General features: G+C 44.9%; 19 protein-coding genes. 6 read left to right on the top strand and 13 right to left on the bottom strand.

The window, feature by feature from the left end; translation table 11 throughout:
• Nucleotides 1-18: 18 nt before the first annotated feature.
• From sucD to sdhC, 8 genes are all read right to left on the bottom strand, one after another.
• Nucleotides 19-891: a succinate--CoA ligase subunit alpha gene (gene sucD, locus AB6E51_RS09965; protein ID WP_004734209.1), complete on the bottom strand. Its 873-nt coding sequence runs from the start codon at nt 889-891 to the stop codon at nt 19-21.
• Complete coding sequence (gene sucC, locus AB6E51_RS09960; protein ID WP_019820479.1) at nt 891-2,057, bottom strand: ADP-forming succinate--CoA ligase subunit beta; 1,167 nt, start codon at nt 2,055-2,057, stop codon at nt 891-893. Before sucC ends, sucD begins: the two co-directional genes overlap by 1 nt.
• A gap of 206 nt (nt 2,058-2,263) precedes the next feature.
• Complete coding sequence (gene odhB, locus AB6E51_RS09955; protein ID WP_017056410.1) at nt 2,264-3,472, bottom strand: 2-oxoglutarate dehydrogenase complex dihydrolipoyllysine-residue succinyltransferase; 1,209 nt, start codon at nt 3,470-3,472, stop codon at nt 2,264-2,266.
• A 21-nt stretch (nt 3,473-3,493) separates the two neighbouring features.
• Nucleotides 3,494-6,310, bottom strand: coding sequence for a 2-oxoglutarate dehydrogenase E1 component (sucA, locus tag AB6E51_RS09950; RefSeq protein ID WP_017061946.1), 2,817 nt, complete (start codon nt 6,308-6,310; stop codon nt 3,494-3,496).
• A gap of 97 nt (nt 6,311-6,407) precedes the next feature.
• The gene (locus tag AB6E51_RS09945; RefSeq protein WP_010436773.1) at nt 6,408-7,121 is read right to left on the bottom strand and encodes a succinate dehydrogenase iron-sulfur subunit; all 714 of its coding nucleotides are present in this window, start codon (nt 7,119-7,121) and stop codon (nt 6,408-6,410) included.
• A gap of 12 nt (nt 7,122-7,133) precedes the next feature.
• Nucleotides 7,134-8,900: a succinate dehydrogenase flavoprotein subunit gene (sdhA, locus tag AB6E51_RS09940; RefSeq protein WP_017061947.1), complete on the bottom strand. Its 1,767-nt coding sequence runs from the start codon at nt 8,898-8,900 to the stop codon at nt 7,134-7,136.
• Nucleotides 8,901-9,248, bottom strand: coding sequence for a succinate dehydrogenase, hydrophobic membrane anchor protein (sdhD, locus tag AB6E51_RS09935; RefSeq protein ID WP_010436768.1), 348 nt, complete (start codon nt 9,246-9,248; stop codon nt 8,901-8,903).
• Nucleotides 9,242-9,634 carry a succinate dehydrogenase cytochrome b556 subunit gene (gene sdhC, locus AB6E51_RS09930; protein ID WP_372058942.1) on the bottom strand — a complete coding sequence of 131 codons (393 nt, stop codon included), beginning with the start codon at nt 9,632-9,634 and terminating at the stop codon, nt 9,242-9,244. The genes sdhD and sdhC overlap by 7 nt, the downstream gene beginning before the upstream one ends.
• A gap of 416 nt (nt 9,635-10,050) precedes the next feature.
• Here sdhC and AB6E51_RS09925 point away from each other — a divergent pair, with 416 nt between their 5' ends.
• The gene (locus tag AB6E51_RS09925) at nt 10,051-11,340 is read left to right on the top strand and encodes a citrate synthase (RefSeq protein ID WP_017061949.1); all 1,290 of its coding nucleotides are present in this window, start codon (nt 10,051-10,053) and stop codon (nt 11,338-11,340) included.
• A 248-nt stretch (nt 11,341-11,588) separates the two neighbouring features.
• Here the strand turns inward: AB6E51_RS09925 and AB6E51_RS09920 are convergent, their stop codons facing one another.
• Nucleotides 11,589-12,347 (bottom strand): Nif3-like dinuclear metal center hexameric protein, encoded by a 759-nt coding sequence (locus tag AB6E51_RS09920; RefSeq protein ID WP_372058941.1) that lies wholly within the window; start codon nt 12,345-12,347, stop codon nt 11,589-11,591.
• A 115-nt stretch (nt 12,348-12,462) separates the two neighbouring features.
• On the opposite strand from AB6E51_RS09920, the gene AB6E51_RS09915 reads away from it, so the two are divergent.
• Entirely contained in the window at nt 12,463-13,221 is a 759-nt protein-coding gene (locus tag AB6E51_RS09915; protein WP_372058946.1) for a DUF1853 family protein, read from the top strand.
• Nucleotides 13,222-13,343: 122 nt separating this feature from the next.
• Here AB6E51_RS09915 and pgm read toward each other — a convergent pair whose 3' ends face one another.
• Nucleotides 13,344-14,990, bottom strand: coding sequence for a phosphoglucomutase (alpha-D-glucose-1,6-bisphosphate-dependent) (gene pgm / locus AB6E51_RS09910; protein WP_372058939.1), 1,647 nt, complete (start codon nt 14,988-14,990; stop codon nt 13,344-13,346).
• A gap of 92 nt (nt 14,991-15,082) precedes the next feature.
• A complete protein-coding gene (seqA, locus tag AB6E51_RS09905; RefSeq protein ID WP_017061953.1) occupies nt 15,083-15,622 on the bottom strand; it encodes a replication initiation negative regulator SeqA in 540 nt (179 codons plus the stop codon).
• Between the two features lie 93 nt (nt 15,623-15,715).
• Here seqA and AB6E51_RS09900 point away from each other — a divergent pair, with 93 nt between their 5' ends.
• The 3 genes from AB6E51_RS09900 (at nt 15,716) to fldA (ending at nt 17,396) form a co-directional block, all read left to right on the top strand.
• Nucleotides 15,716-16,477 carry an alpha/beta fold hydrolase gene (locus tag AB6E51_RS09900; protein WP_017061954.1) on the top strand — a complete coding sequence of 254 codons (762 nt, stop codon included), beginning with the start codon at nt 15,716-15,718 and terminating at the stop codon, nt 16,475-16,477.
• A gap of 108 nt (nt 16,478-16,585) precedes the next feature.
• The gene (locus AB6E51_RS09895) at nt 16,586-16,804 is read left to right on the top strand and encodes a DUF2788 domain-containing protein (RefSeq protein WP_004737900.1); all 219 of its coding nucleotides are present in this window, start codon (nt 16,586-16,588) and stop codon (nt 16,802-16,804) included.
• A gap of 58 nt (nt 16,805-16,862) precedes the next feature.
• A complete protein-coding gene (gene fldA, locus AB6E51_RS09890; protein WP_010436745.1) occupies nt 16,863-17,396 on the top strand; it encodes a flavodoxin FldA in 534 nt (177 codons plus the stop codon).
• Between the two features lie 96 nt (nt 17,397-17,492).
• Here the strand turns inward: fldA and AB6E51_RS09885 are convergent, their stop codons facing one another.
• Nucleotides 17,493-17,999, bottom strand: a complete 507-nt coding sequence (locus tag AB6E51_RS09885; protein WP_017061955.1) for a DUF4442 domain-containing protein — start codon at nt 17,997-17,999, stop codon at nt 17,493-17,495.
• 207 nt (nt 18,000-18,206) lie between these two features.
• Between AB6E51_RS09885 and fcrX the strand changes: the two genes are divergently transcribed.
• Nucleotides 18,207-18,653, top strand: coding sequence for a ferric iron uptake transcriptional regulator FcrX (fcrX, locus tag AB6E51_RS09880; protein ID WP_017061956.1), 447 nt, complete (start codon nt 18,207-18,209; stop codon nt 18,651-18,653).
• 162 nt (nt 18,654-18,815) lie between these two features.
• Here fcrX and glnS read toward each other — a convergent pair whose 3' ends face one another.
• Nucleotides 18,816-20,483: a glutamine--tRNA ligase gene (gene glnS / locus AB6E51_RS09875; RefSeq protein ID WP_065583828.1), complete on the bottom strand. Its 1,668-nt coding sequence runs from the start codon at nt 20,481-20,483 to the stop codon at nt 18,816-18,818.
• Between the last annotated feature and the right edge of the window lie 243 nt (nt 20,484-20,726).

Here is a 20,726-nt window from a genome sequence, read left to right as displayed (position 1 = left end):
TCGATAAAAGCCAGCTGATTACCAACCCGTGATTTCACGTAGGCCTTTACCGATGTCAGCAAGAGACTTAACAGTCTTAACGCCTGCTGCTTCTAGTGCTGCGAATTTATCTTCAGCAGTACCTTTACCGCCAGAGATGATTGCGCCTGCGTGGCCCATACGCTTGCCCGGAGGAGCAGTAACACCAGCGATGTAAGATACAACTGGCTTAGTTACGTTTGCTTTGATGAACTCAGCCGCTTCTTCTTCCGCAGTACCACCGATTTCACCAATCATTACGATTGCTTCAGTTTCTGGGTCTTCTTGGAAAAGTTTTAGGATATCAATGAAGTTTGAACCTGGGATAGGGTCACCACCGATACCAACACATGTAGACTGACCAAAGCCTTCATCTGTTGTTTGCTTAACTGCTTCGTACGTCAGAGTACCGCTGCGAGATACTATGCCTACTTTACCCTTCTTGTGGATGTGACCAGGCATGATACCAATCTTACACTCGTCTGGAGTGATAAGACCTGGACAGTTAGGACCGATCATGCGAACGCCAGTTTCTTCTAGCTTCACTTTAACGTCGATCATATCTGTTGTAGGGATACCTTCAGTGATCGTTACGATCAGTTCGATACCTGCATCAATCGCTTCTAGGATTGCATCTTTACAGAAAGGAGCTGGTACGTAGATAACTGTTGCTGTTGCGCCAGTTACTTCTACCGCTTCACGTACTGTGTTGAATACTGGAAGGCCTAGGTGAGTTTGACCACCTTTACCAGGTGAAACACCACCAACCATTTGCGTACCGTATGCGATAGCTTGGTCTGAGTGGAATGTACCTTGACCGCCAGTGAAACCCTGACAGATTACTTTAGTGTCTTTGTTAATTAATACAGACATTATTTAGCCTCCGCAGCAGCAACAACTTTCTGAGCAGCATCTGTTAGAGATTCAGCTGCAATGATATCAACATCAGAATTAGCAAGTACTTCGCGACCTAGGTCTGCGTTTGTACCTTCTAGACGAACAACTACAGGAACTGTTACGCCGACTTCTTTAACTGCACCGATAATACCTTCAGCGATCATGTCACAACGAACGATGCCACCGAAAATGTTTACGAGTACTGCTTTAACATTGTCATCAGAAAGGATGATCTTGAATGCTTCAGCTACACGCTCTTTAGTCGCGCCGCCGCCTACATCAAGGAAGTTTGCTGGCTTGCCGCCGTGTAGGTTTACGATATCCATCGTACCCATCGCAAGGCCTGCACCGTTAACCATACAGCCAACGTTGCCATCTAGTGCTACGTAGTTCAGTTCCCACTGTGCTGCGTGTGCTTCGCGCTCATCTTCTTGAGATGGATCGTGCATTTCACGTAGTTTAGGCTGACGGTACATCGCGTTTGAGTCGATGTTGATCTTACCGTCTAGACAAAGCAGGTTGCCTTCGCCAGTAATGACAAGCGGGTTGATTTCTAGTAGAGCTAGGTCGTACTGAGAGAACATTTTGCCAAGACCCATGAAGATCTTAACGAACTGTTTGATTTGATCGCCAACTAGACCAAGTTTGAACGCAAGTTCACGGCCTTGGTAAGCTTGAGGGCCTACTAGAGGATCGATCGCTGATTGGTGAATCAACTCTGGAGTTTCTTCAGCGATTTTCTCAATGTCCACACCGCCTTCAGTTGACGCCATGAATACAATTTTACGCGTTGCGCGGTCAACAACAGCACCTAGGTAAAGTTCGTTAGCAATGTTTGATGCTTCTTCAACTAGGATCTTTGTTACAGGCTGACCATTAGCGTCTGTTTGGTAAGTCACTAGGTTTTTACCTAGCCACTTTTGTGCAAACTCTTTAACGCCTTCTTTGGTGTCATGTAGCTCTACGCCGCCCGCTTTACCGCGGCCACCAGCATGTACTTGACACTTAACGACTTTCTTGGCTGTACTGATACGACCTGCAGCTTCGAAAGCTTCTTGTGCAGTATCACATGCGAAACCTTCTGGTACAGGCAAACCGAATTCTGCAAACAGCTGTTTGGCTTGGTATTCATGCAAATTCATTTTGATATTCCGTTTATTTTCCCTTAAGGGATTATTATTTCCATAACGACACAGTTTCCTGTGTTACGTCTGTAGGGTCTTCTCAAAACAACTGCTGTCCATTTTCTAATGGCTTTACAGTTCAATTGAAGGCCAGACGTTGAGCAGCCTAGCCTTTGAAACTTTTTACGTCTAGCTAACGGGGTTAACTAGACGTTTTAGCGATACTAAACGTCTAATAGCAGACGTGCAGGATCTTCTAGAAGCTCTTTGATGGTCACTAGGAAGCCAACTGATTCACGGCCATCGATTAGACGGTGGTCGTAAGAAAGCGCTAGGTACATCATTGGTAGAATCTCTACCTTGCCATCAACAGCCATTGGACGGTCTTGGATTTTGTGCATACCCAAAATTGCCGCTTGAGGTGGGTTGATGATTGGCGTAGACATTAGAGAACCAAATACACCACCGTTTGTGATAGTGAAGTTACCACCCATCAGTTCATCAACCGTTAGCTTGCCGTCACGGCCTTTGATTGCTAGCTCTTTGATGCCTTTTTCGATATCAGCGAAACCTAGTGTGTCACAGTCTTTAAGTACTGGAGTCACTAGACCACGTGGCGTAGATACCGCCATGCTGATGTCGAAGTAGTTGTGGTAAACGATATCTGTACCATCAATAGAAGCGTTCACTTCTGGGAAACGTTTTAGCGCTTCTGTTACTGCTTTCACGTAGAAAGACATGAAGCCAAGACGCGTGTCGTGACGCTTCTCGAATTGGTCTTTGTACTGCTTACGAAGGTCCATGATTGGCTTCATGTTCACTTCGTTGAAAGTAGTCAGCATTGCTGTGCTGTTTTTCGCTTCTAGAAGACGGTTTGCAACTGTCTTACGTAGGCGAGTCATAGGCACGCGTTTTTGGCTGCGAGCCGCTGCTGGCGCTTCAACTGCTGGTGCAGATGCTGCTGCCGGAGCCGCTTTCGCTGCTGCTAGGTGTGCGTCGATGTCTTCACGAGTAATACGACCACCAACACCAGTGCCTTTAACGTCAGCTGGTTGTAGGTTGTGCTCAGCAAGCAGGCGACGAACAGCTGGGCTTAGCGCGTCGTTGTTCTCTTCTGTTAGCGCAGCTTTATGGCGCTTATCAGGAGATGCTTCTGTATCTTCAGTGGTGTCTTTCGTTGGTTCACCAGCGACAGCACCCGGCTTGATTTTAGCCAGAAGCTGCTTAGAAAGTACCGTAGCACCCTCTTCTTCGATGATAGCTTCCAGAACACCCGCTTCAGGAGCCGGTACTTCTAGAACTACTTTATCTGTTTCGATATCTACAATGACTTCATCACGTGCAACCGCTTCGCCCGGTTTTTTGTGCCAAGTAGCAACTGTTGCATCAGCCACAGATTCAGGTAAATCTGGAACCAGAATTTCAATTGTCATGTGCGTATTTTCCTTTTACTTCTAGTTCTTAAGTAGGGTCAAAGCGTCGTCAACTAACGCTTTTTGTTGTTTCAAGTGTACTGACATATAGCCAACAGCTGGTGATGCTGATGCAGGACGACCTGCGTATTGAATATCAGCACCTACTGGGATAGCAGCTCGGAAATTATGTTGGCTACTGTACCAAGCACCTTGGTTTTGTGGCTCTTCTTGACACCAAACGTAATCGACTACATTTGTGTATTGTGCGATGGCAGCTCTCACATCCTCATAAGGGAACGGGTAAAGTTGCTCAATACGTACAATAGCGACATCGTCTTGCTCGTTCTTACGTCTTTGGTCAAGCAGGTCAAAGTAAACCTTACCTGAACAGAACACGACGCGTTTTACGTTCTCAGGCGCCAGGTCATCAATTTCTGCGATAGCTGGTTGGAACGTGCCTTCTGCCAAATCTTCAAGAGAAGAAGTACACAGAGGGTGACGAAGCAATGACTTAGGTGACATTACAATCAGTGGACGACGCATTGGTCGAACAACCTGACGGCGAATCATGTGGTAAACCTGAGCTGGTGTTGAAGGAACAACAACCTGCATGTTTTGTTCAGCACATAACTGAAGGTAACGCTCAAGACGTGCAGAAGAGTGCTCCGGGCCTTGGCCTTCATAACCGTGAGGAAGCAGCATAGTTAGACCACATAGACGTGCCCACTTTTGCTCACCTGATGAAATGAATTGGTCGATAACAACTTGTGCACCGTTTGCGAAGTCACCAAATTGAGCTTCCCAAAGGGTTAGACCGCTTGGCTCTGCTGTCGCGTAACCATACTCAAATGCGAGTACCGCTTCTTCAGATAACACAGAGTCAAACACTTGGAATGGCCCTTGTTTATCATGAATGTTCGCAAGAGGAACATACGTGCTTGCATCTGATTGATTGTGCAGTACTGAGTGACGGTGGAAGAACGTACCACGACCTGAATCTTGGCCTGAGATACGAATACGCTTACCGTCGTCAACAAGTGTTGCGTATGCCAGAGTTTCAGCCATACCCCAATCGACTTGTTTCTCACCATTCACCATGGCAGTACGATCGTTGTACAGTTTATTTACTCGGCTTTGCAGCTTGTGGCTGTCCGGGTATTGACAAAGTTTGGTACCAAGCTCTTTCAGGCGCTCGATATCAATCTTGTTATCCCACTCGATGTTCCAGTCGTGACCTAGGTAAGGAGACCAGTCTACTGAGTGAAGTGCCATTGGACGCCACTCTTTAACCACAACTTCACCGTGATCAAGTGCATCACGATATTCGTTAACTAGCTGAGTTGCTGTATCAATACCAAACTCACCGCGCTCCATTAGCACGTCAGCGTAAAGCTTACGTGGTGTTGGGTGCTTCTTGATTTTTTGGTACATCAAAGGCTGTGTTGCATTCGGCTCATCGGCTTCATTGTGACCGTGGCGACGGTAACAAACCAAATCAATAACAACATCACGCTTAAACGTATTACGGTAATCCAATGCAAGACGCGCAACAAACGCAACCGCTTCTGGATCATCAGAGTTAACGTGGAAAATCGGAGCCTGAACCATCTTCGCGATATCGGTACAGTACATCGTAGAGCGTGTATCGCGAGGGTTAGACGTTGTAAAACCAACTTGGTTGTTTACAACGATACGAACCGTACCACCTACACAGAAACCACGAGCTTGAGACATGTTAAACGTCTCTTGTACTACACCCTGACCAGCGATAGCTGAGTCACCGTGGATAGTAATTGGAAGTACACGGCTACCATCATTATCACCAAGGCGATCTTGACGTGCACGTACTGAACCGATAACTACCGGGTTTACGATTTCTAAGTGAGATGGGTTAAATGCTAGTGCTAAGTGAACGTTGCCGCCTGGCGTTGCGAAGTCCGCAGAGAAGCCTTGGTGGTATTTCACATCACCAGTACCCCACGTGTCATCGTGCTTGCCCGCAAACTCGTCAAACAGGTCTTGTGGCTTTTTACCAAGCACGTTGACCAACATGTTTAGACGACCACGGTGAGCCATACCAACAACAACTTCACGCATGCCTTGTCCGCCAGCATGACGAATAATTTCTTTCGTCATTGGGATAAGAGCATCACCACCTTCCAACGAGAAGCGTTTTGCGCCTGGGAATTTCGCACCAAGATAGCGCTCAAGACCTTCAGCAGCAGTTAGCTCTTCTAGGAAAGCTTGCTTTTCTTCTTTGTTGAAAGAGGGTTGACCAGATACAGACTCTAAACGTTGTTGGATCCAACGCTTTTGCTCTGTATTTGTCATGTGCATGTATTCAGCACCAATAGAGCCACAATACGTTTGCTTTAGAGATTTGTAGAGATCTTTAAGCACCATCGTCTCTTGGCCAATGGCGTAAGAGCCGACGTTGAACGTCTCATTGAGGTCATCTTCGGTAAGAGTGTGGAAAGAAGGGTCCAGTTCATCAACTGTCGCTCTTTTCCATAAACCTAGGGGGTCTAGATTTGCTGCTTGATGCCCTCGGAATCGATAGGCATTAATAAGTTGCAGAACCTTTACTTGTTTCGCATCGACATCTGGATCACTAACTTGGACACTGTAATGCTTTGTTTCTTGAGCGAGTCGACGGAAGTATTCACGAACACGAGAGTGTGGTTGTTCCACTGTCTCTGAAGCTTGCACAGGCAGTTCTTCAAAAACACTTCTCCATTCGTCACTTACCGAATCTGGGTCACTTAGATACAGTTCATAGAGTTCTTCTACGTACGTTGCATTGGCGCCAGCCAAGTGTGAAGACTCGAGCCATGCCTTCATCACGCCGTTGTGCATATTTTCCCTTAACCAGTAGTTTTCACGTTTGCTGCGGTCTATGCCGAGCTATTAAAAGGCCGCCCCAAAACTTCTAGGGCGGCAATTTTTATATAACTTAAACCGAACGATTCACTAGCATGGTCTTGATGTGACCAATCGCTTTCGTCGGATTTAATCCCTTAGGACAAACACTTACACAATTCATGATGCCATGGCAACGAAAAACGCTAAATGCATCATCAAGATCGGACAAACGTTCGTCTGTCGCTGTATCTCGGCTATCAATTAGCCAACGGTACGCTGCAAGCAGGCCTGCTGGTCCGATGAATTTGTCAGGGTTCCACCAGAATGATGGGCATGACGTTGTACAACATGCACACATGATACATTCGTACAATCCATCTAAATGAGCACGCTCATCAGGGCTTTGTAAGTTTTCACGAGCCGGTGGCACATTGCCATCAGACACTAAGAATGGCTTCACTTTTTCGTAGTTATCGTAGAACTGAGTCATGTCTACAATCAGGTCACGAACAACGGGTAAGCCAGGCAGTGGGCGAATCACAATCTTGTCTTGGCCCGAAAGCGCAGACAATGGCGTGATACACGCTAGGCCATTTTTACCGTTCATGTTCAAACCATCCGAGCCACATACACCTTCACGGCATGAGCGACGGAATGAGATTGTTGGATCTTGCTCTTTCAACAGAATAAGCGCATCCAAAAGCATCATGTCTGAACCTTCATCCACTTCTAGAGTGTATTCCTTCATATAAGGTTTCTGGTCGACATCTGGATTGTAACGATATAAAGAGAAATTCAGTTTCATGGTCATATCTCCTTAGTACGTACGTGCTTTTGGTGGGAACGCTTCACGATGGATAGGTTCCATGTTTACACCACGCTTAGTCATGCTCTCTGACTCTGGGTTGTAAAGTGAGTGGCATAGCCATTGCTCATCATCACGGTCAGGGAAATCGAATCGAGCGTGTGCGCCACGGCTCTCTGTACGGAAATTTGCAGCAACAGCCGTTGCGAATGCCGTTTCCATCAAGTTTTCAAGCTCTAGACACTCGATACGTTGAGTGTTGAACTCTGTAGACTTATCAGATAGGTGTGCATTTTTCAGACGCTCGCGAATCGCTTTTAGCTCTTCTAGGCCTTCAGCCATTGCTTTGCCTTCACGGAATACTGAGAAGTTGTTCTGCATACATTGCTGAAGATCTTTACGGATTTGCGCTGGATCTTCGCCGTCTGTGCTGTTTTCCCAACGGTTGTAACGCTCTAGTGAACGCTCAATGTCAGCTTCAGTTGCAGGTTTCGCTTCGTCTTGCTTCTTCAGTGTCTCACCTAGGTGTAGACCTGTCGCACGACCAAATACCACTAAATCAAGCAGTGAGTTACCACCTAGACGGTTGGCACCATGTACTGATACTGATGCGATTTCACCACAAGCAAAGAGACCTTGGATTTCAACATCGTTGCCGTCTTCGGTTTGCTTAATAGCTTGACCAGAAACTTGTGTTGGAACACCACCCATCATGTAGTGACATGTCGGGATTACTGGGATTGGCTCTTTCACTGGATCAACGTGAGCAAAGGTACGAGAAAGTTCACATACACCAGGAAGACGAGATTCAAGTGTCTCTTTACCTAGATGATCAAGCTTAAGCTTGATGTGTGGACCCCAAGGGCCATCGCAACCGCGACCTTCACGAATTTCAACCATCATTGAACGAGCAACAACATCACGACCCGCTAAGTCTTTAGCGTTTGGTGCGTAACGTTCCATGAAGCGTTCGCCGTCTTTATTGAGAAGGTAACCACCTTCACCACGACAACCTTCCGTTACCAATACACCTGCACCAGCGATACCCGTCGGGTGGAACTGCCACATTTCGATGTCTTGCATAGGAACGCCAGCACGAATCGCCATACCAACACCGTCACCAGTGTTAATGTGTGCATTGGTTGTTGATGCGTAGATACGACCAGCACCACCAGTCGCAAGGATTGTTGCCTTCGCTTTGAAGTAGCAAACCTCGCCCGTTTCCATACAAAGCGCGGTAGTACCTAAAATTGCACCATCTTCGTTTTTAACAAGATCCAGTGCATACCACTCAGAGAAAACCGTCGTTTTGTGTTTAATGTTTTGTTGGTAAAGCGTATGAAGCAGTGCGTGACCAGTACGGTCGGCTGCAGCTGCGGTACGAGCCGCTTGCTCACCACCAAAGTTTTTAGATTGACCACCGAAAGGACGCTGGTAAATAGTACCGTTCTCAAAACGAGAGAAAGGCAGGCCCATTTTTTCGAGTTCGATTACCGACTCAGGACCGTTTTTACACATGTATTCGATAGCGTCTTGGTCACCGATGTAATCAGAACCTTTTACTGTGTCATACATATGTTGTTCCCAATGGTCTTCATGCGCGTTACCAAGAGCAACAGTGATGCCGCCTTGCGCTGAAACCGTATGAGAACGAGTAGGGAAAACTTTAGAAAGCAATGCACAAGAAAGGCCTTGCTCAGAAATTTGCAGTGCGGCACGCATACCTGCACCACCAGCGCCGATAACTACGGCATCAAACTCACGAACAGGAATAGTCACTTACGCACCCCACAAAATAAACAGACCAGAGAAGAAATATCCAAGAAGAACTGCAACAACACCGACTTGAAGACCAACACGCAGTTTTGCGCATTTGATGTAGTCAGTTAGTACTTGCCATAGGCCGATCCACGCGTGAACCAAAACAGAAGTAAGCGCTAACATGGTGAAGACTTTAGTGAAGGTTCCACCAAAGAATTGCGTCCAAGATGCGTAAGAGATATCACCAGAGAAAGCACAGAAGCTAACTAGGTAGATAGTGTAAAGCGTCATAATGATGGCAGTTGCACGAATCAATAGATAATCGTGGACACCATTACGACCAAAAGTAGAAACGTTGTTTACCATACTAAGATCCCCGCTAGTAGAGACAATACCGCTGTTGCTGCGAATGCAACCTTAGCGCTCTTAGCGCCAGATTCCAGCTCTTCAAAGTGACCAAGGTCCATAAGAAGGTGACGAATACCACCAGCAATGTGGTAAGCCAAAGCGGTTAAAATGCCCCACAGAATAAACTTCACGAAGAAACCATCGACAATGTCGCTAGCTTCGGCAAAGCCTACTGGGGATGAGAGGGAAATGGATAGTAACCAAAGCAAAATTCCAATCGCGGCAAAAGTTATCACCCCAGACACACGGTGTAGGATGGAAGCTATTGCTGTGATTGGAAAGTGGATGGTCTGTAAATCTAAATTAACAGGTCTTGTCTTTCTTTCTTTCACGGGCTTGCTCACTCAGCTCCATTGAGCATTATGGTCATTAAATAACCTTATGATATTGTTATGGACAAAATTTGATTGCAAACCTTCAAAATTTAACATTAACTTAACAAATAACTGAAGTTGAGCCTTAGATAATTGTAAAATAATTGTTAACTGCTCGATTAAGAAAGACACCTCACATTTCTTCTTAGCCTTGCATTTATAAGGTTTTAACCAAACTTTTCAGCGCCACTATACGGCTGGCAACATTCTAATACAATTGATGTAACAAATAATGCTACACAGACCAGATTTTTAACGAATTTAATGTAAAAAACACTAACAAGTGCACACAAAGCTGTAGAAAAATTGACTTTCCCACGTAAGACCAGTAAAAAAATGGCACATAAACATCCTGGACGGATTAATAATAAACAAAGGAGATTGTTATGGCGGATAAGAAAGCTACCCTTCACATTGAAGGTCAAGCGCCAATCGAGCTGCCGATTACGGAAGGTGTACTTGGTACTCCAGTGATCGATGTTCGTACACTAGGTTCTAATGGTTTTTTCACTTTTGACCCTGGTTTTCTTGCCACTGCATCCTGTGAGTCTCAAATCACTTTTATTGACGGTGGAAAAGGCATTCTTTTACATCGTGGTTATCCAATCGACCAACTTGCCAATAACGCTGATTACTTAGAAGTATGTTACATACTTCTTTACGGTGAAGCCCCATCTCGAGCTGAGTACGAAAAGTTCAAGACTACCGTGACACGTCACACTATGGTGCACGAGCAAATCGCTAGTTTCTTCCACGGCTTCCGTCGTGACGCTCACCCTATGGCTGTAATGTGTGGTGTTGTAGGCGCTCTAGCGGCGTTCTACCACGACTCACTTGATGTCAACAACGATACACACCGTGAAATTGCGGCATACCGCCTGATTTCAAAAATGCCAACACTGGCTGCAATGTGTTACAAATATTCAATCGGTCAGCCGTTTATCTACCCACGTAACGACCTAGGCTACGCAGAAAACTTCTTACACATGATGTTTGCAAACCCATGTGAAGAGTATGAAGTGAACCCTATCGTTGCTCGTGCAATGGATAAGATTTTCACTCTACATGCTGACCACGAACAGAACGCTTCTACGTCTACAGTGCGTCTTGCTGGTTCATCTGGTGCTAACCCGTTTGCGTGTATCGCAGCAGGTATCGCATCACTTTGGGGCCCAGCTCACGGCGGTGCAAACGAAGCTTGTCTGCGCATGCTTGAAGAGATCGGTAGCGTAGATAACATTGAAGAATACGTTGCGAAAGCAAAAGACAAAGATGACCCATTCCGTTTGATGGGCTTCGGTCACCGTGTTTACAAGAACTACGACCCACGTGCAACAGTAATGCGCGAAGCGTGTCACGAAGTGCTTAAAGAGCTAAATATCCAAGATCCACTACTAGACGTAGCGATGGAACTTGAGCGTATCGCTCTTTCTGATGAGTACTTTGTTTCTAAGAAGCTATACCCGAACGTAGATTTCTACTCAGGTATCATTCTGAAAGCAATCGGTATTCCAGTATCTATGTTTACAGTAATCTTCGCGATGTCTCGTACCATCGGTTGGATTGCTCACTGGAACGAAATGCACAGCGATCCGACGAACCGTATCGGTCGTCCTCGTCAGCTATATACTGGTGAAGAACAACGTGACTTTAAAGCACTTCACGAACGTGAATAGTTGCTATAAATCATAATGTTAAAAGGGGTTGATGTGAGAACATCAACCCCTTTTCTTTTGTACGCTCTCAACCCCGTCATCCTCAAGAATGCGAAGTGAACGAATAAAATAATATCGTCATCCCCAAGAACGAGGGACGAATGAGTTGGGGATCTCCTTAAGCGAGCAGATAAACTATACAGGTTACCTGCTCAATTCTAGAGAACGACGCATACACTCGACTCGTACCCCTTATCTCGCATCAGCTCTTAAACTGGGTTATCGATATCGATAAACTCAACATCCAAGCAGTGCTCTTTTGCTAACCACTCACCTAGTGCCTTCACGCCGTAGCGTTCTGTCGCATGATGACCTGCAGCAAAATAATGGATGTCTTGCTCGCGGGCCGAGTAAGTTGTGCGCTCAGAAATTTCACCAGAGATAAATGCGTCGATACCTTGAGAGGCTGCAAGTTCAATGTAATCTTGACCGCCGCCAGTACACCAACCTACCGTTTCAATCATTTTATCTGCGTTTTCAGGAGCAATATGTAGCGGCTTACGATTCAGTACTTGATCAATTTTTGCCGCAAACTCAGCACCGGTCATCGGTGTCTTTAATCTACCAAACATAGCAACCGATTGTGGGTGCCCTTCCAAGCCACCTTCTACTTCAATATCAAGCAGTTCAGCGAGTTTGGCGTTGTTACCAAGTTCAGGATGGATATCGAGAGGTAAGTGATAACCCAAAAGGTTGATGTCATTTTTAATTAGGGTACGAATACGCTTGCCCTTCATGCCACGAATCGCTTCTGACTCGCCTTTCCAGAAAAAGCCGTGATGGACTAACAAAGCGTCTGCGTTCAGTTCTACCGCTTTATCAATCAAGGCTTGAGAAGCTGTTACACCAGTAACGATTCGCTTCACTTCTGTCGCGCCTTCAACTTGAAGACCATTAGGACAGTAATCTTTAATCTGCTGTGGCTGCAGTTTTTCGTTAAGTAGCTTTTCTAATTGTAAGTTATTCATTTTTATTTCCAGCTTACCTTTATAATAACGTCGTTATATCAATTTACGGGTAGAATGTCGAAAGCCCTTCCACTCTGTTTCTAGAGAACAGATGCCTGAAGTTTACGAGGAACCGATGACTGAACTGCAACGCTTTTATCAATGGGTGATTAGCTCACCACCGCTACTAGAAATCAAGCCGCCTATTTCTGATCTCAGTGTATTCTCAAACCACCAAGCACTCGACGAGTCGCATACTTATGATGGAAACCCTAGATTAGGCTTCCTCTACCAACACTTATGTGAACAAGTCATCATGACTTCGGATAATTATTCAATCAAGTACGATGAGATTCAGATTAATGTTGAGGGACGAACACTTGGCGCAATCGACTTTATCCTGGAAGACACGAGCAGGCAAAAATTAGAACACTGGGAAGTGGCAATTAAGTTCTACCTACTTCATGAACAAACATGGTTTGGACCCAACTCTCACGACCAATTGGATAAGAAACTCGACAGGATGCTCAGCCACCAACTCGAAATGTCCTCTTCTGCCGCCTTTGTTGAGCAATATCCAGAAATCGATGTCGACTCAAAACACTTACTGATGCAAGGTCGTCTATATACCAACCCTTTCTTAGAGCAAAACATACCGACAAAATGCTTGGGCTATGACATTAACCCAAGCCAAGTAAACGGCTTTTGGTGCTATCAAGATCAGGCTCATTTAATCAGTGAACCACTGTATCCACTCACCAAAGAGCAATGGGCAGCAGGGACGGATGATTTCAGCAGTCAGCCGATCACCGAGTTCGGTGATCGCTTCGTCCATGGGCAAACAAAGTCGGGGCAATTCTGGTTTGTGATGCCACAAAGTTGGCCACACGGTTAGTCGTCTGAGCTAACTCAGTTACCTTTTCCCGCTTATACGTAACTAACACAAACAAAAAGGGTTGATGCTTTCACATCAACCCTTCTTCTATTTACTTAGCAACTCTAGTAATCGAGATTCGATTATAGGCCAGCGGCTGCAAATACTTGGTTAACAATCTCTTGAGCTTCTGCTTCGATTGCTTTCAGGTGCTCTTCACCCTTAAAGCTTTCACAGTAGATCTTGTAGATGTCTTCAGTGCCTGATGGACGCGCAGCAAACCAGCCGTTCTCAGTTGTCACTTTCAAGCCACCAATCGCAGCACCGTTACCTGGAGCGTGTGTTAAGCGTGCAGTAATTGCATCACCAGCCAACGTCTCAGCAGAAACCATCTCTGGAGATAGTTTCTTCAGCACGTCTTTCTGTGCACCATTTGCTACCGCTTGAATACGGTTGTACTTAGATTCACCGTGTTTAGCGGCAAGTTCTTCGTAGTATTCTTGTGGGTTCTTACCTGTCACTGCTGTGATCTCAGCCGCAAGCAAGCAAAGAATCAGGCCGTCTTTATCTGTTGACCAAGGCGTACCGTCTTTACGTAGGAAAGAAGCACCTGCGCTCTCTTCGCCACCAAAACCAAACTGGCCGTTGTATAAGCCATCAACGAACCATTTGAAACCAACTGGCACTTCACAAAGTTCGCGACCTAAGTCAGAAACTACGCGATCGATTAATGCACTTGATACTAGTGTCTTACCAACAGCAACGTCTTTACCCCAACCTTCACGGTTACGGTATAGGTAATCAATACAAACCGCTAAGAAGTGGTTTGGATTCATCAAACCTTTAGGTGTCACGATACCGTGGCGATCGTAATCTGGGTCGTTACCAAATGCTAGAGCGTACTCGTCTTTAAGCGCCAGTAAGCCTGCCATTGCGTATGGAGAAGAACAGTCCATACGAACTACGCCATCTTTATCTAGAGACATGAATTGGAATGAAGGGTCAACCGCTTCACTTACCAGAGTAAGATCTAGATTGTACGCTTTACCAATTTGACGCCAGTAATCAATACCGCTGCCACCCAGTGGATCAACACCAATCTTGATGTTTGCTTTCTGGATCGCTTCCATATCCACGACGTTAACCAAATCAGCGACGTATGGCGCGACTAGGTCAACTTCTTTTACTAGCTCAGACTGTTTAGCCTGTGCGATAGGCGTACGCTTAACACCTTGCATTTGCTCAGCAATGATCACGTTCGCACGATCTTCAATCGCTTGAGTCAGTTCAGCTTCAGCTGGGCCACCGTGTGTCGGGTTGTATTTAATACCGCCGTCTTGAGGTGGGTTATGTGAAGGCGTGATAACAATGCCGTCGGCTTTTTTGTCATTCACTAGGTTGTGCGTAAGAATCGCGTGCGAGATACCAGGTGTTGGAGTAAAGCCGTTGTTTTCTTGAATAATAACTTCAACACCGTTCGCTACAAGCACTTCGATAACCGTAGAGAACGCAGGCTCAGATAGAGCGTGAGTATCTTTACCTAAGAAAAGAGGGCCAGTTGTACCTTGCTCGGCACGAACTTCAGCAACCGCTTGTACAATTGCTAGAATGTGGTTTTCGTTAAATGTTGATCTGTCTGCTGTACCGCGGTGACCTGAAGTACCGAAAAGTACTTTATGATCTGGGTTCGTAGCATCCGGTTGCTGTAAGAAATAGTTAGCAACTAAAGCCGGGATATTATGAAGATCTTCCTGCTGAGCTTTCTGCCCAGCACGAGGGTGCATAGCCATTTTTCGACATCCTTATATATAAAATTTTAAAACAAAAAAACCTCATAATATCTTCTTATCCATGGATATTATGAGGTTTAAATCAGATTTCGTTAAATTGAACCTGTTACTTTTTCTATCAATTCTGCTTGGAAATTCATGCGGCTCATAAGCTGCTCAACCATCTGTCTTTTTCGGCTTGTATTGTTATTAGTAATAACCCAAAAAGGACTTTGTGGAATAGCTTTAGGCTTAGTCGTGTTGCCGTTTGCTAGCAACGTCGCTTCGTTATCTGCAAAGTAAACGCGCTTACGGCCTTTTACTTGAGTTGCTTCTGAAAAGCTTAAAGGGTCGATTTTATGCAGTGTTGATAACACAAGCATGAAACGATCAATGGCTTTCTTTAGTGATGCAAACTCATCTGATATTAGTAGTGAGCGCATTTCTTTAACGCCATCGAACTTCTCTGGAGTAAAGCCTACCTCTTTGCTAACAACGATACCTTTTGGCTCAACGATCTCTTCGATCGGAGCCATGCCTTGGCTATCAACCTGTAACAAGCGGCGCAGAATATCTGAAGCGCTTTCGCCAATACGTTCTGTCTGACCCGCAATAAAACGGTATAGGTCCTCATCAACCTCAATTGTTTTCATTCGCTTTTCACAATCTCAATGTTTAAACTCTGGGGGATTATAGCGAGATCCGCGCGGATACTCTACGTCAAACCCACCATGAATAAGATAAAAATGTCAGTACAGCTCAACTATAAAATTGAAGGTGAGGGTCACACCATTGTTTTGATCCATGGATTATTCGGTAATCTGGACAACCTTGGCTTGCTCGCTAGGGATCTAAAAGCCGATCATCAGGTACTTAGTATCGATCTCCGCAACCACGGTCAATCCTTCCATAGTGACACTCATAACTATCAAGCGATGGCACAAGACGTGGCTCAACTGCTGCATGATCTTAAGTCAGAAGACGTCACTGTGATTGGTCACTCGATGGGTGGCAAAGTAGCGATGGCACTGACACAACATCTTGCGCTGCATAAATTGATTGTCTTGGATATGGCTCCGGTCGCGTACACTCAGAGTCGCCACGACAACGTATTCGCAGGCCTGCAAGCCGTGATAGAAGAAGAGCCGACTTCACGCTCAGATGCACTCAAGGTTCTCGCAAAACATATCGAGATCGATGGCGTTCGCCAGTTTTTAACCAAATCTTTGTTCAAAACAGAGCAAGGCATCATGGAATGGCGCTTCAATGTTGCTTCGTTATTGAGCAACTACCCACATATTATTGGTTGGGAACCGATCGAGAAAACCTCGGTCAAAACCTTGCTCATTAAAGGTGGGGATTCAGATTACCTCACCGCAGAACATCAAGCAGCCGTTCAGCAGCAATTTTCTAACGCAAAAGCGCATGTCATTGCCAACACAGGTCACTGGCTGCATGCTGAAAAACCAGCAGAAGTACTTAGAGCAATTAGAAAATTCATCGCTTAACTGCGCTTTTTCGTGCAGATAAATGAGAGCTGTGTAATTACTGCAGATTAACTTTATCTCACAACAGTGATATAGTGCGCCCAAGCAAAATTGGTATATAAGGTTCCCATGCTTTACGACTACATGAACATCATCGAATCTGTTGGTTTAGATCTCCTGTTTGCCGCGATTTTCTTTTTAATCGGTATGGCAATTAAGGACGTTCTCAAGCAGGGAAATGTTCCTCCATTTGGTCGTCGCATCGTATGGTTAGTACTTTTCCTTGGCTGTGCGGGTTTTATCGCCAAAGGGATAATCCAACTAAGCTGGGAAGGAACTGGGATCTAACGATTCTCTTCCGAACTTTATTACACCGACAACAGACAAAATGAAAGGTAATGATTCTATGGCAAGTGTAGGTCTCTTCTTTGGTAGCGATACAGGTAACACTGAAGCTGTTGCTAAGATGATTCAAAAGCAATTGAGCAAACAGCTCGTTCACGTTCAAGACATTGCAAAAAGCAGCAAAGAAGATATCGATAACTTCGATCTACTGCTGCTTGGTATCCCTACGTGGTACTACGGCGAAGCACAATGTGATTGGGATGACTTTTTCCCAGAGCTAGAAGCTATTGATTTCTCAACTAAGCTTGTTGCTATCTTTGGTTGTGGCGACCAAGAAGATTACGCAGAATACTTCTGTGATGCTATGGGTACTATCCGTGACATCGTTGAAGCGAAAGGCGGTACTATCCTAGGTCACACATCAACTGAAGGCTACGAATTCGAAGCATCGAAAGGTTTAGTTGAAGGCGATGACAGCCAATTCGTTGGTCTATGTATCGATGAAGACCGTCAACCTGAGCTAACTGATGAGCGCGTATCTAACTGGGTTAAACAAATCCACGAAGAGATGTGCCTAGCAGAGCTAGAAGACTAATTCTCTAGTGGTTGTTAATTGTTACAGTTAATAACCATTATGTAGATATGAAAAAACCTCCTTATAGGAGGTTTTTTGCTATTTAAAATCTATTAATTAGCACTCAGCCTCTAATGCTTCATCATCATCTCTAAATTGCGGCTTCTTTCTTACATAGAGGGTGCGTTGAATTTCTGAAACCACATTACCCTGCTTATCTTTCACGTGAATAATAAATTCGGGGAAGCACTTTTCACCGAGTTGCGTCTGACGATAGATATCGTCAAGCTGCCCTTGCCTTATCTCAAAATCTGCATACAAGTCCGATTGCCCCGGCTTGATGAAGTTAATGCTCGCTTCTTTATCCCAAACATAATATCGTTCACCTAAAATTCCCATTAACATCAATGAGTAAACGGGATCGGTAAGAGAAAAGATACTGCCGCCATATTGAGTACGATTGGCGTTCTTATTCCACCAGCGTAGCTTAAGTACTGTCTTAACAACCCTAAAGTCAGTGCTAATGTGGGCTATTCGAATACCCGCTCCCCAAAAGGGAGGCCAAATATTAAGAGCAAATTTTACAATGTTGGGTTTATATATTTTTGCGAGTTGCTTATTCATAACAACATTCCATGTTCATATCAGAAACACCGTCACCTTGACTGGTCGTACCTCCACTATAAGTGAGATACTTCCAATTTACAAAACAGATTGTGATGTCAGTAAGTAACCCTTTGAAGTTCGTGGTTTATTGTTATGCCTGACTAAACTATAATGGTATTAATATTGAATTCTGTTAATTGCTGCAGATCATCAACAGGAAAGTATATGTCAGACAATAATCAAGCGCTAAAAGATGCAGGTCTTAAAGTGACCCTTCCACGGCTCAAAATTTTAGAAGTATTACAACAGCCAGACTGCCAACATATTAGTGCTGAAGATTTATATAAGAAGCTGATCGACCTAGGTGAAGAAATCGGTCTTGCAACCGTTTATCGAGTACTTAACCAATTCGATGACGCTGGCATTGTAACTCGTCACCACTTCGAAGGCGGCAAGTCTGTATTTGAACTTTCTACACAGCACCACCACGACCACCTTGTATGTTTAGATTGTGGCGAAGTGATCGAATTCTCTGATGACATCATCGAAGAAAGACAGAAAGAGATTGCTCAGCGTTACAACGTGCAACTAACAAACCACAGTTTGTACTTGTACGGCAAAAGCATTAACGGAGATTGCAAAGGCAATCCAGACGCGCATAAAGCGAAGTAGTAATACAGAACGCTGGCTTAGGCCGGCGTTTTTTATATGGTCACTACATAAGACGATTAATCGCAACTTATTCTATAATTGACGACTTTATTCAGATACAAAAAACCGGCTCTAAGCCGGTTTTTTATTAGGGTGCTTATCGAAAGCGAATCACTTTAGCGATTAAGCTTCAGTTTTTCCCCAAGTATCGCGTAGACCAACCGTACGGTTGAATACTAGTGCAGCTGCTTTAGAATCTTTCGAATCTACACAGAAGTAACCTGTTCGTTCAAACTGGTACGCTTGCTCTGCTACACCTTCAGCTAGGCTAGGTTCAACAAAACCATTTAGCGTAACAAGAGATTCAGGGTTTAGCGTTGCAGCGAAGTCATCAGCAGCGGCTGGGTTTGGCACTGTGAATAGACGATCGTACAAACGAATCTCAGCAGGCAGTGCTTTATCAGCAGATACCCAGTGGATAACGCCTTTCACTTTGCGGCCATCTGCAGGGTTCTTACCCAATGTTTCATTGTCGTAAGAACAGAAGATAGTCGTAATATTGCCTTCTGCATCTTTTTCGATACGTTCAGCTTTGATCACGTAAGCACCACGCAGGCGAACTTCTTTACCTAGAACCAAACGCTTGTACTTTTTGTTTGCTTCTTCACGGAAGTCGTCACGTTCGATCCAAACTTCGCGTGTAAATGGAACTTCACGAGTACCCATTTCTGGCTTGTTCGGGTGGTTTGCAACCGTTAGCGTTTCTACTGTATCTGCTTCGTAGTTTTCGATAACGATCTTAACTGGATCCAGAACAGCCATTGCACGAGGTGCATTTTCGTTCAGATCATCACGGATGCAAGATTCAAGTGAACCGAACTCAATCATGTTCTCTTGCTTAGTTACACCAATACGCTTACAGAATTCACGAATCGAGCTTGAAGTAAAACCACGACGACGTAGGCCAGAAATAGTAGGCATGCGTGGGTCATCCCAACCTTGAACTAGGTTTTCAACCACAAGTTGGTTCAGCTTACGCTTAGACATCACTGTATATTCAAGATTCAGGCGGCTAAACTCGTACTGACGAGGTTGGCAGTCAATCGTGATGTTATCTAGAACCCAATCGTACAAACGACGGTTATCTTGGAATTCAAGCGTACAGATAGAGTGCGTAATACCTTCCAGCGCATCAGAGATACAGTGAGTAAAGTCGTACATTGGGTAAATGCACCACTTGTCAGCCGTTTGATGGTGGTGAGCAAAACGAACACGGTAGATAACAGGATCGCGCATAACCATGAACGAAGAGCTCATGTCGATCTTAGCACGTAGACACGCTTTACCTTCTTCGAAGCCACCGTCACGCATTTTTTCAAACAACGCTAGGTTCTCTTCTGGGCTGCGGTCACGGTATGGGCTCGCTTTACCTGGCTCTTTTAGCGTGCCACGGTACTCACGGATTTGATCAGGACTTAGCTCGTCAACATACGCTAAGCCTTTATTAATTAATTCCACAGCATAAGCGTAAAGCGTATCGAAGTAGTTTGATGAGTAGCAAATATCACCAGACCATTCGAAGCCTAACCAGCTTACATCATTCTTAATTGACTCAACGTATTCAACGTCTTCTTTTTCAGGGTTTGTATCATCGAAACGAAGATTACATTGTCCCTGGTAGTCCTGAGCAATACCAAAGTTCAAGCAAATAGATTTAGCGTGACCAATGTGCAGGTAGCCATTTGGCTCCGGCGGGAAACGAGTATGCACGCTACTGTGTGTACCATCCGCTAAATCTTTATCAATAATTTGGCGAATGAAATTCGATGGACGAGCCTCAGCTTCACTCATCTATAGCACCTCTATGTATTTAGTATTGTCAGAGAAAGTTATCTTTCGTCCCCAAGAAAACGGTCGCTTATAGCGCCAGTCAAAGATAGAAAGATCATTGTTGCTAATCATCCACAATTCTTAGCCTTTGCACAATAAGAACCGTCCGTTAATTGCGATTATTTCTGCTATTCGATGAAGAATAGAACGAACCGTGTTCGCTGGTCTTAAACTGCAGGCACAAAAAAGCCTCCCGTGTGGGAG

Source organism: Vibrio sp. 10N.247.311.47 (assembly GCF_041467535.1).
Taxonomy (GTDB): Bacteria; Pseudomonadota; Gammaproteobacteria; order Enterobacterales; family Vibrionaceae; genus Vibrio; species Vibrio crassostreae_C.
This window is presented reverse-complemented; position numbering and strand designations above follow the sequence as displayed.

Bases quoted from the DNA above. Each gene is read 5' to 3' on its own strand.
- AB6E51_RS09885 (WP_017061955.1), bottom strand. From the start codon at position 17,999: ATGAATAAGCAACTCGCAAAAATATATAAACCCAACATTGTAAAATTT.
- fcrX (WP_017061956.1), top strand. From the start codon at position 18,207: ATGTCAGACAATAATCAAGCGCTAAAAGATGCAGGTCTTAAAGTGACC.
- sucD (WP_004734209.1), bottom strand. From the start codon at position 891: ATGTCTGTATTAATTAACAAAGACACTAAAGTAATCTGTCAGGGTTTC.
- AB6E51_RS09920 (WP_372058941.1), bottom strand. From the start codon at position 12,347: ATGAATAACTTACAATTAGAAAAGCTACTTAACGAAAAACTGCAGCCA.
- AB6E51_RS09900 (WP_017061954.1), top strand. From the start codon at position 15,716: ATGTCAGTACAGCTCAACTATAAAATTGAAGGTGAGGGTCACACCATT.
- AB6E51_RS09945 (WP_010436773.1), bottom strand. From the start codon at position 7,121: ATGAAACTGAATTTCTCTTTATATCGTTACAATCCAGATGTCGACCAG.
- sdhD (WP_010436768.1), bottom strand. From the start codon at position 9,248: ATGGTAAACAACGTTTCTACTTTTGGTCGTAATGGTGTCCACGATTAT.
- AB6E51_RS09915 (WP_372058946.1), top strand. From the start codon at position 12,463: ATGACTGAACTGCAACGCTTTTATCAATGGGTGATTAGCTCACCACCG.
- AB6E51_RS09895 (WP_004737900.1), top strand. From the start codon at position 16,586: ATGCTTTACGACTACATGAACATCATCGAATCTGTTGGTTTAGATCTC.
- sucA (WP_017061946.1), bottom strand. From the start codon at position 6,310: ATGCACAACGGCGTGATGAAGGCATGGCTCGAGTCTTCACACTTGGCT.
- sucC (WP_019820479.1), bottom strand. From the start codon at position 2,057: ATGAATTTGCATGAATACCAAGCCAAACAGCTGTTTGCAGAATTCGGT.
- seqA (WP_017061953.1), bottom strand. From the start codon at position 15,622: ATGAAAACAATTGAGGTTGATGAGGACCTATACCGTTTTATTGCGGGT.
- glnS (WP_065583828.1), bottom strand. From the start codon at position 20,483: ATGAGTGAAGCTGAGGCTCGTCCATCGAATTTCATTCGCCAAATTATT.
- fldA (WP_010436745.1), top strand. From the start codon at position 16,863: ATGGCAAGTGTAGGTCTCTTCTTTGGTAGCGATACAGGTAACACTGAA.
- AB6E51_RS09925 (WP_017061949.1), top strand. From the start codon at position 10,051: ATGGCGGATAAGAAAGCTACCCTTCACATTGAAGGTCAAGCGCCAATC.
- pgm (WP_372058939.1), bottom strand. From the start codon at position 14,990: ATGGCTATGCACCCTCGTGCTGGGCAGAAAGCTCAGCAGGAAGATCTT.
- odhB (WP_017056410.1), bottom strand. From the start codon at position 3,472: ATGACAATTGAAATTCTGGTTCCAGATTTACCTGAATCTGTGGCTGAT.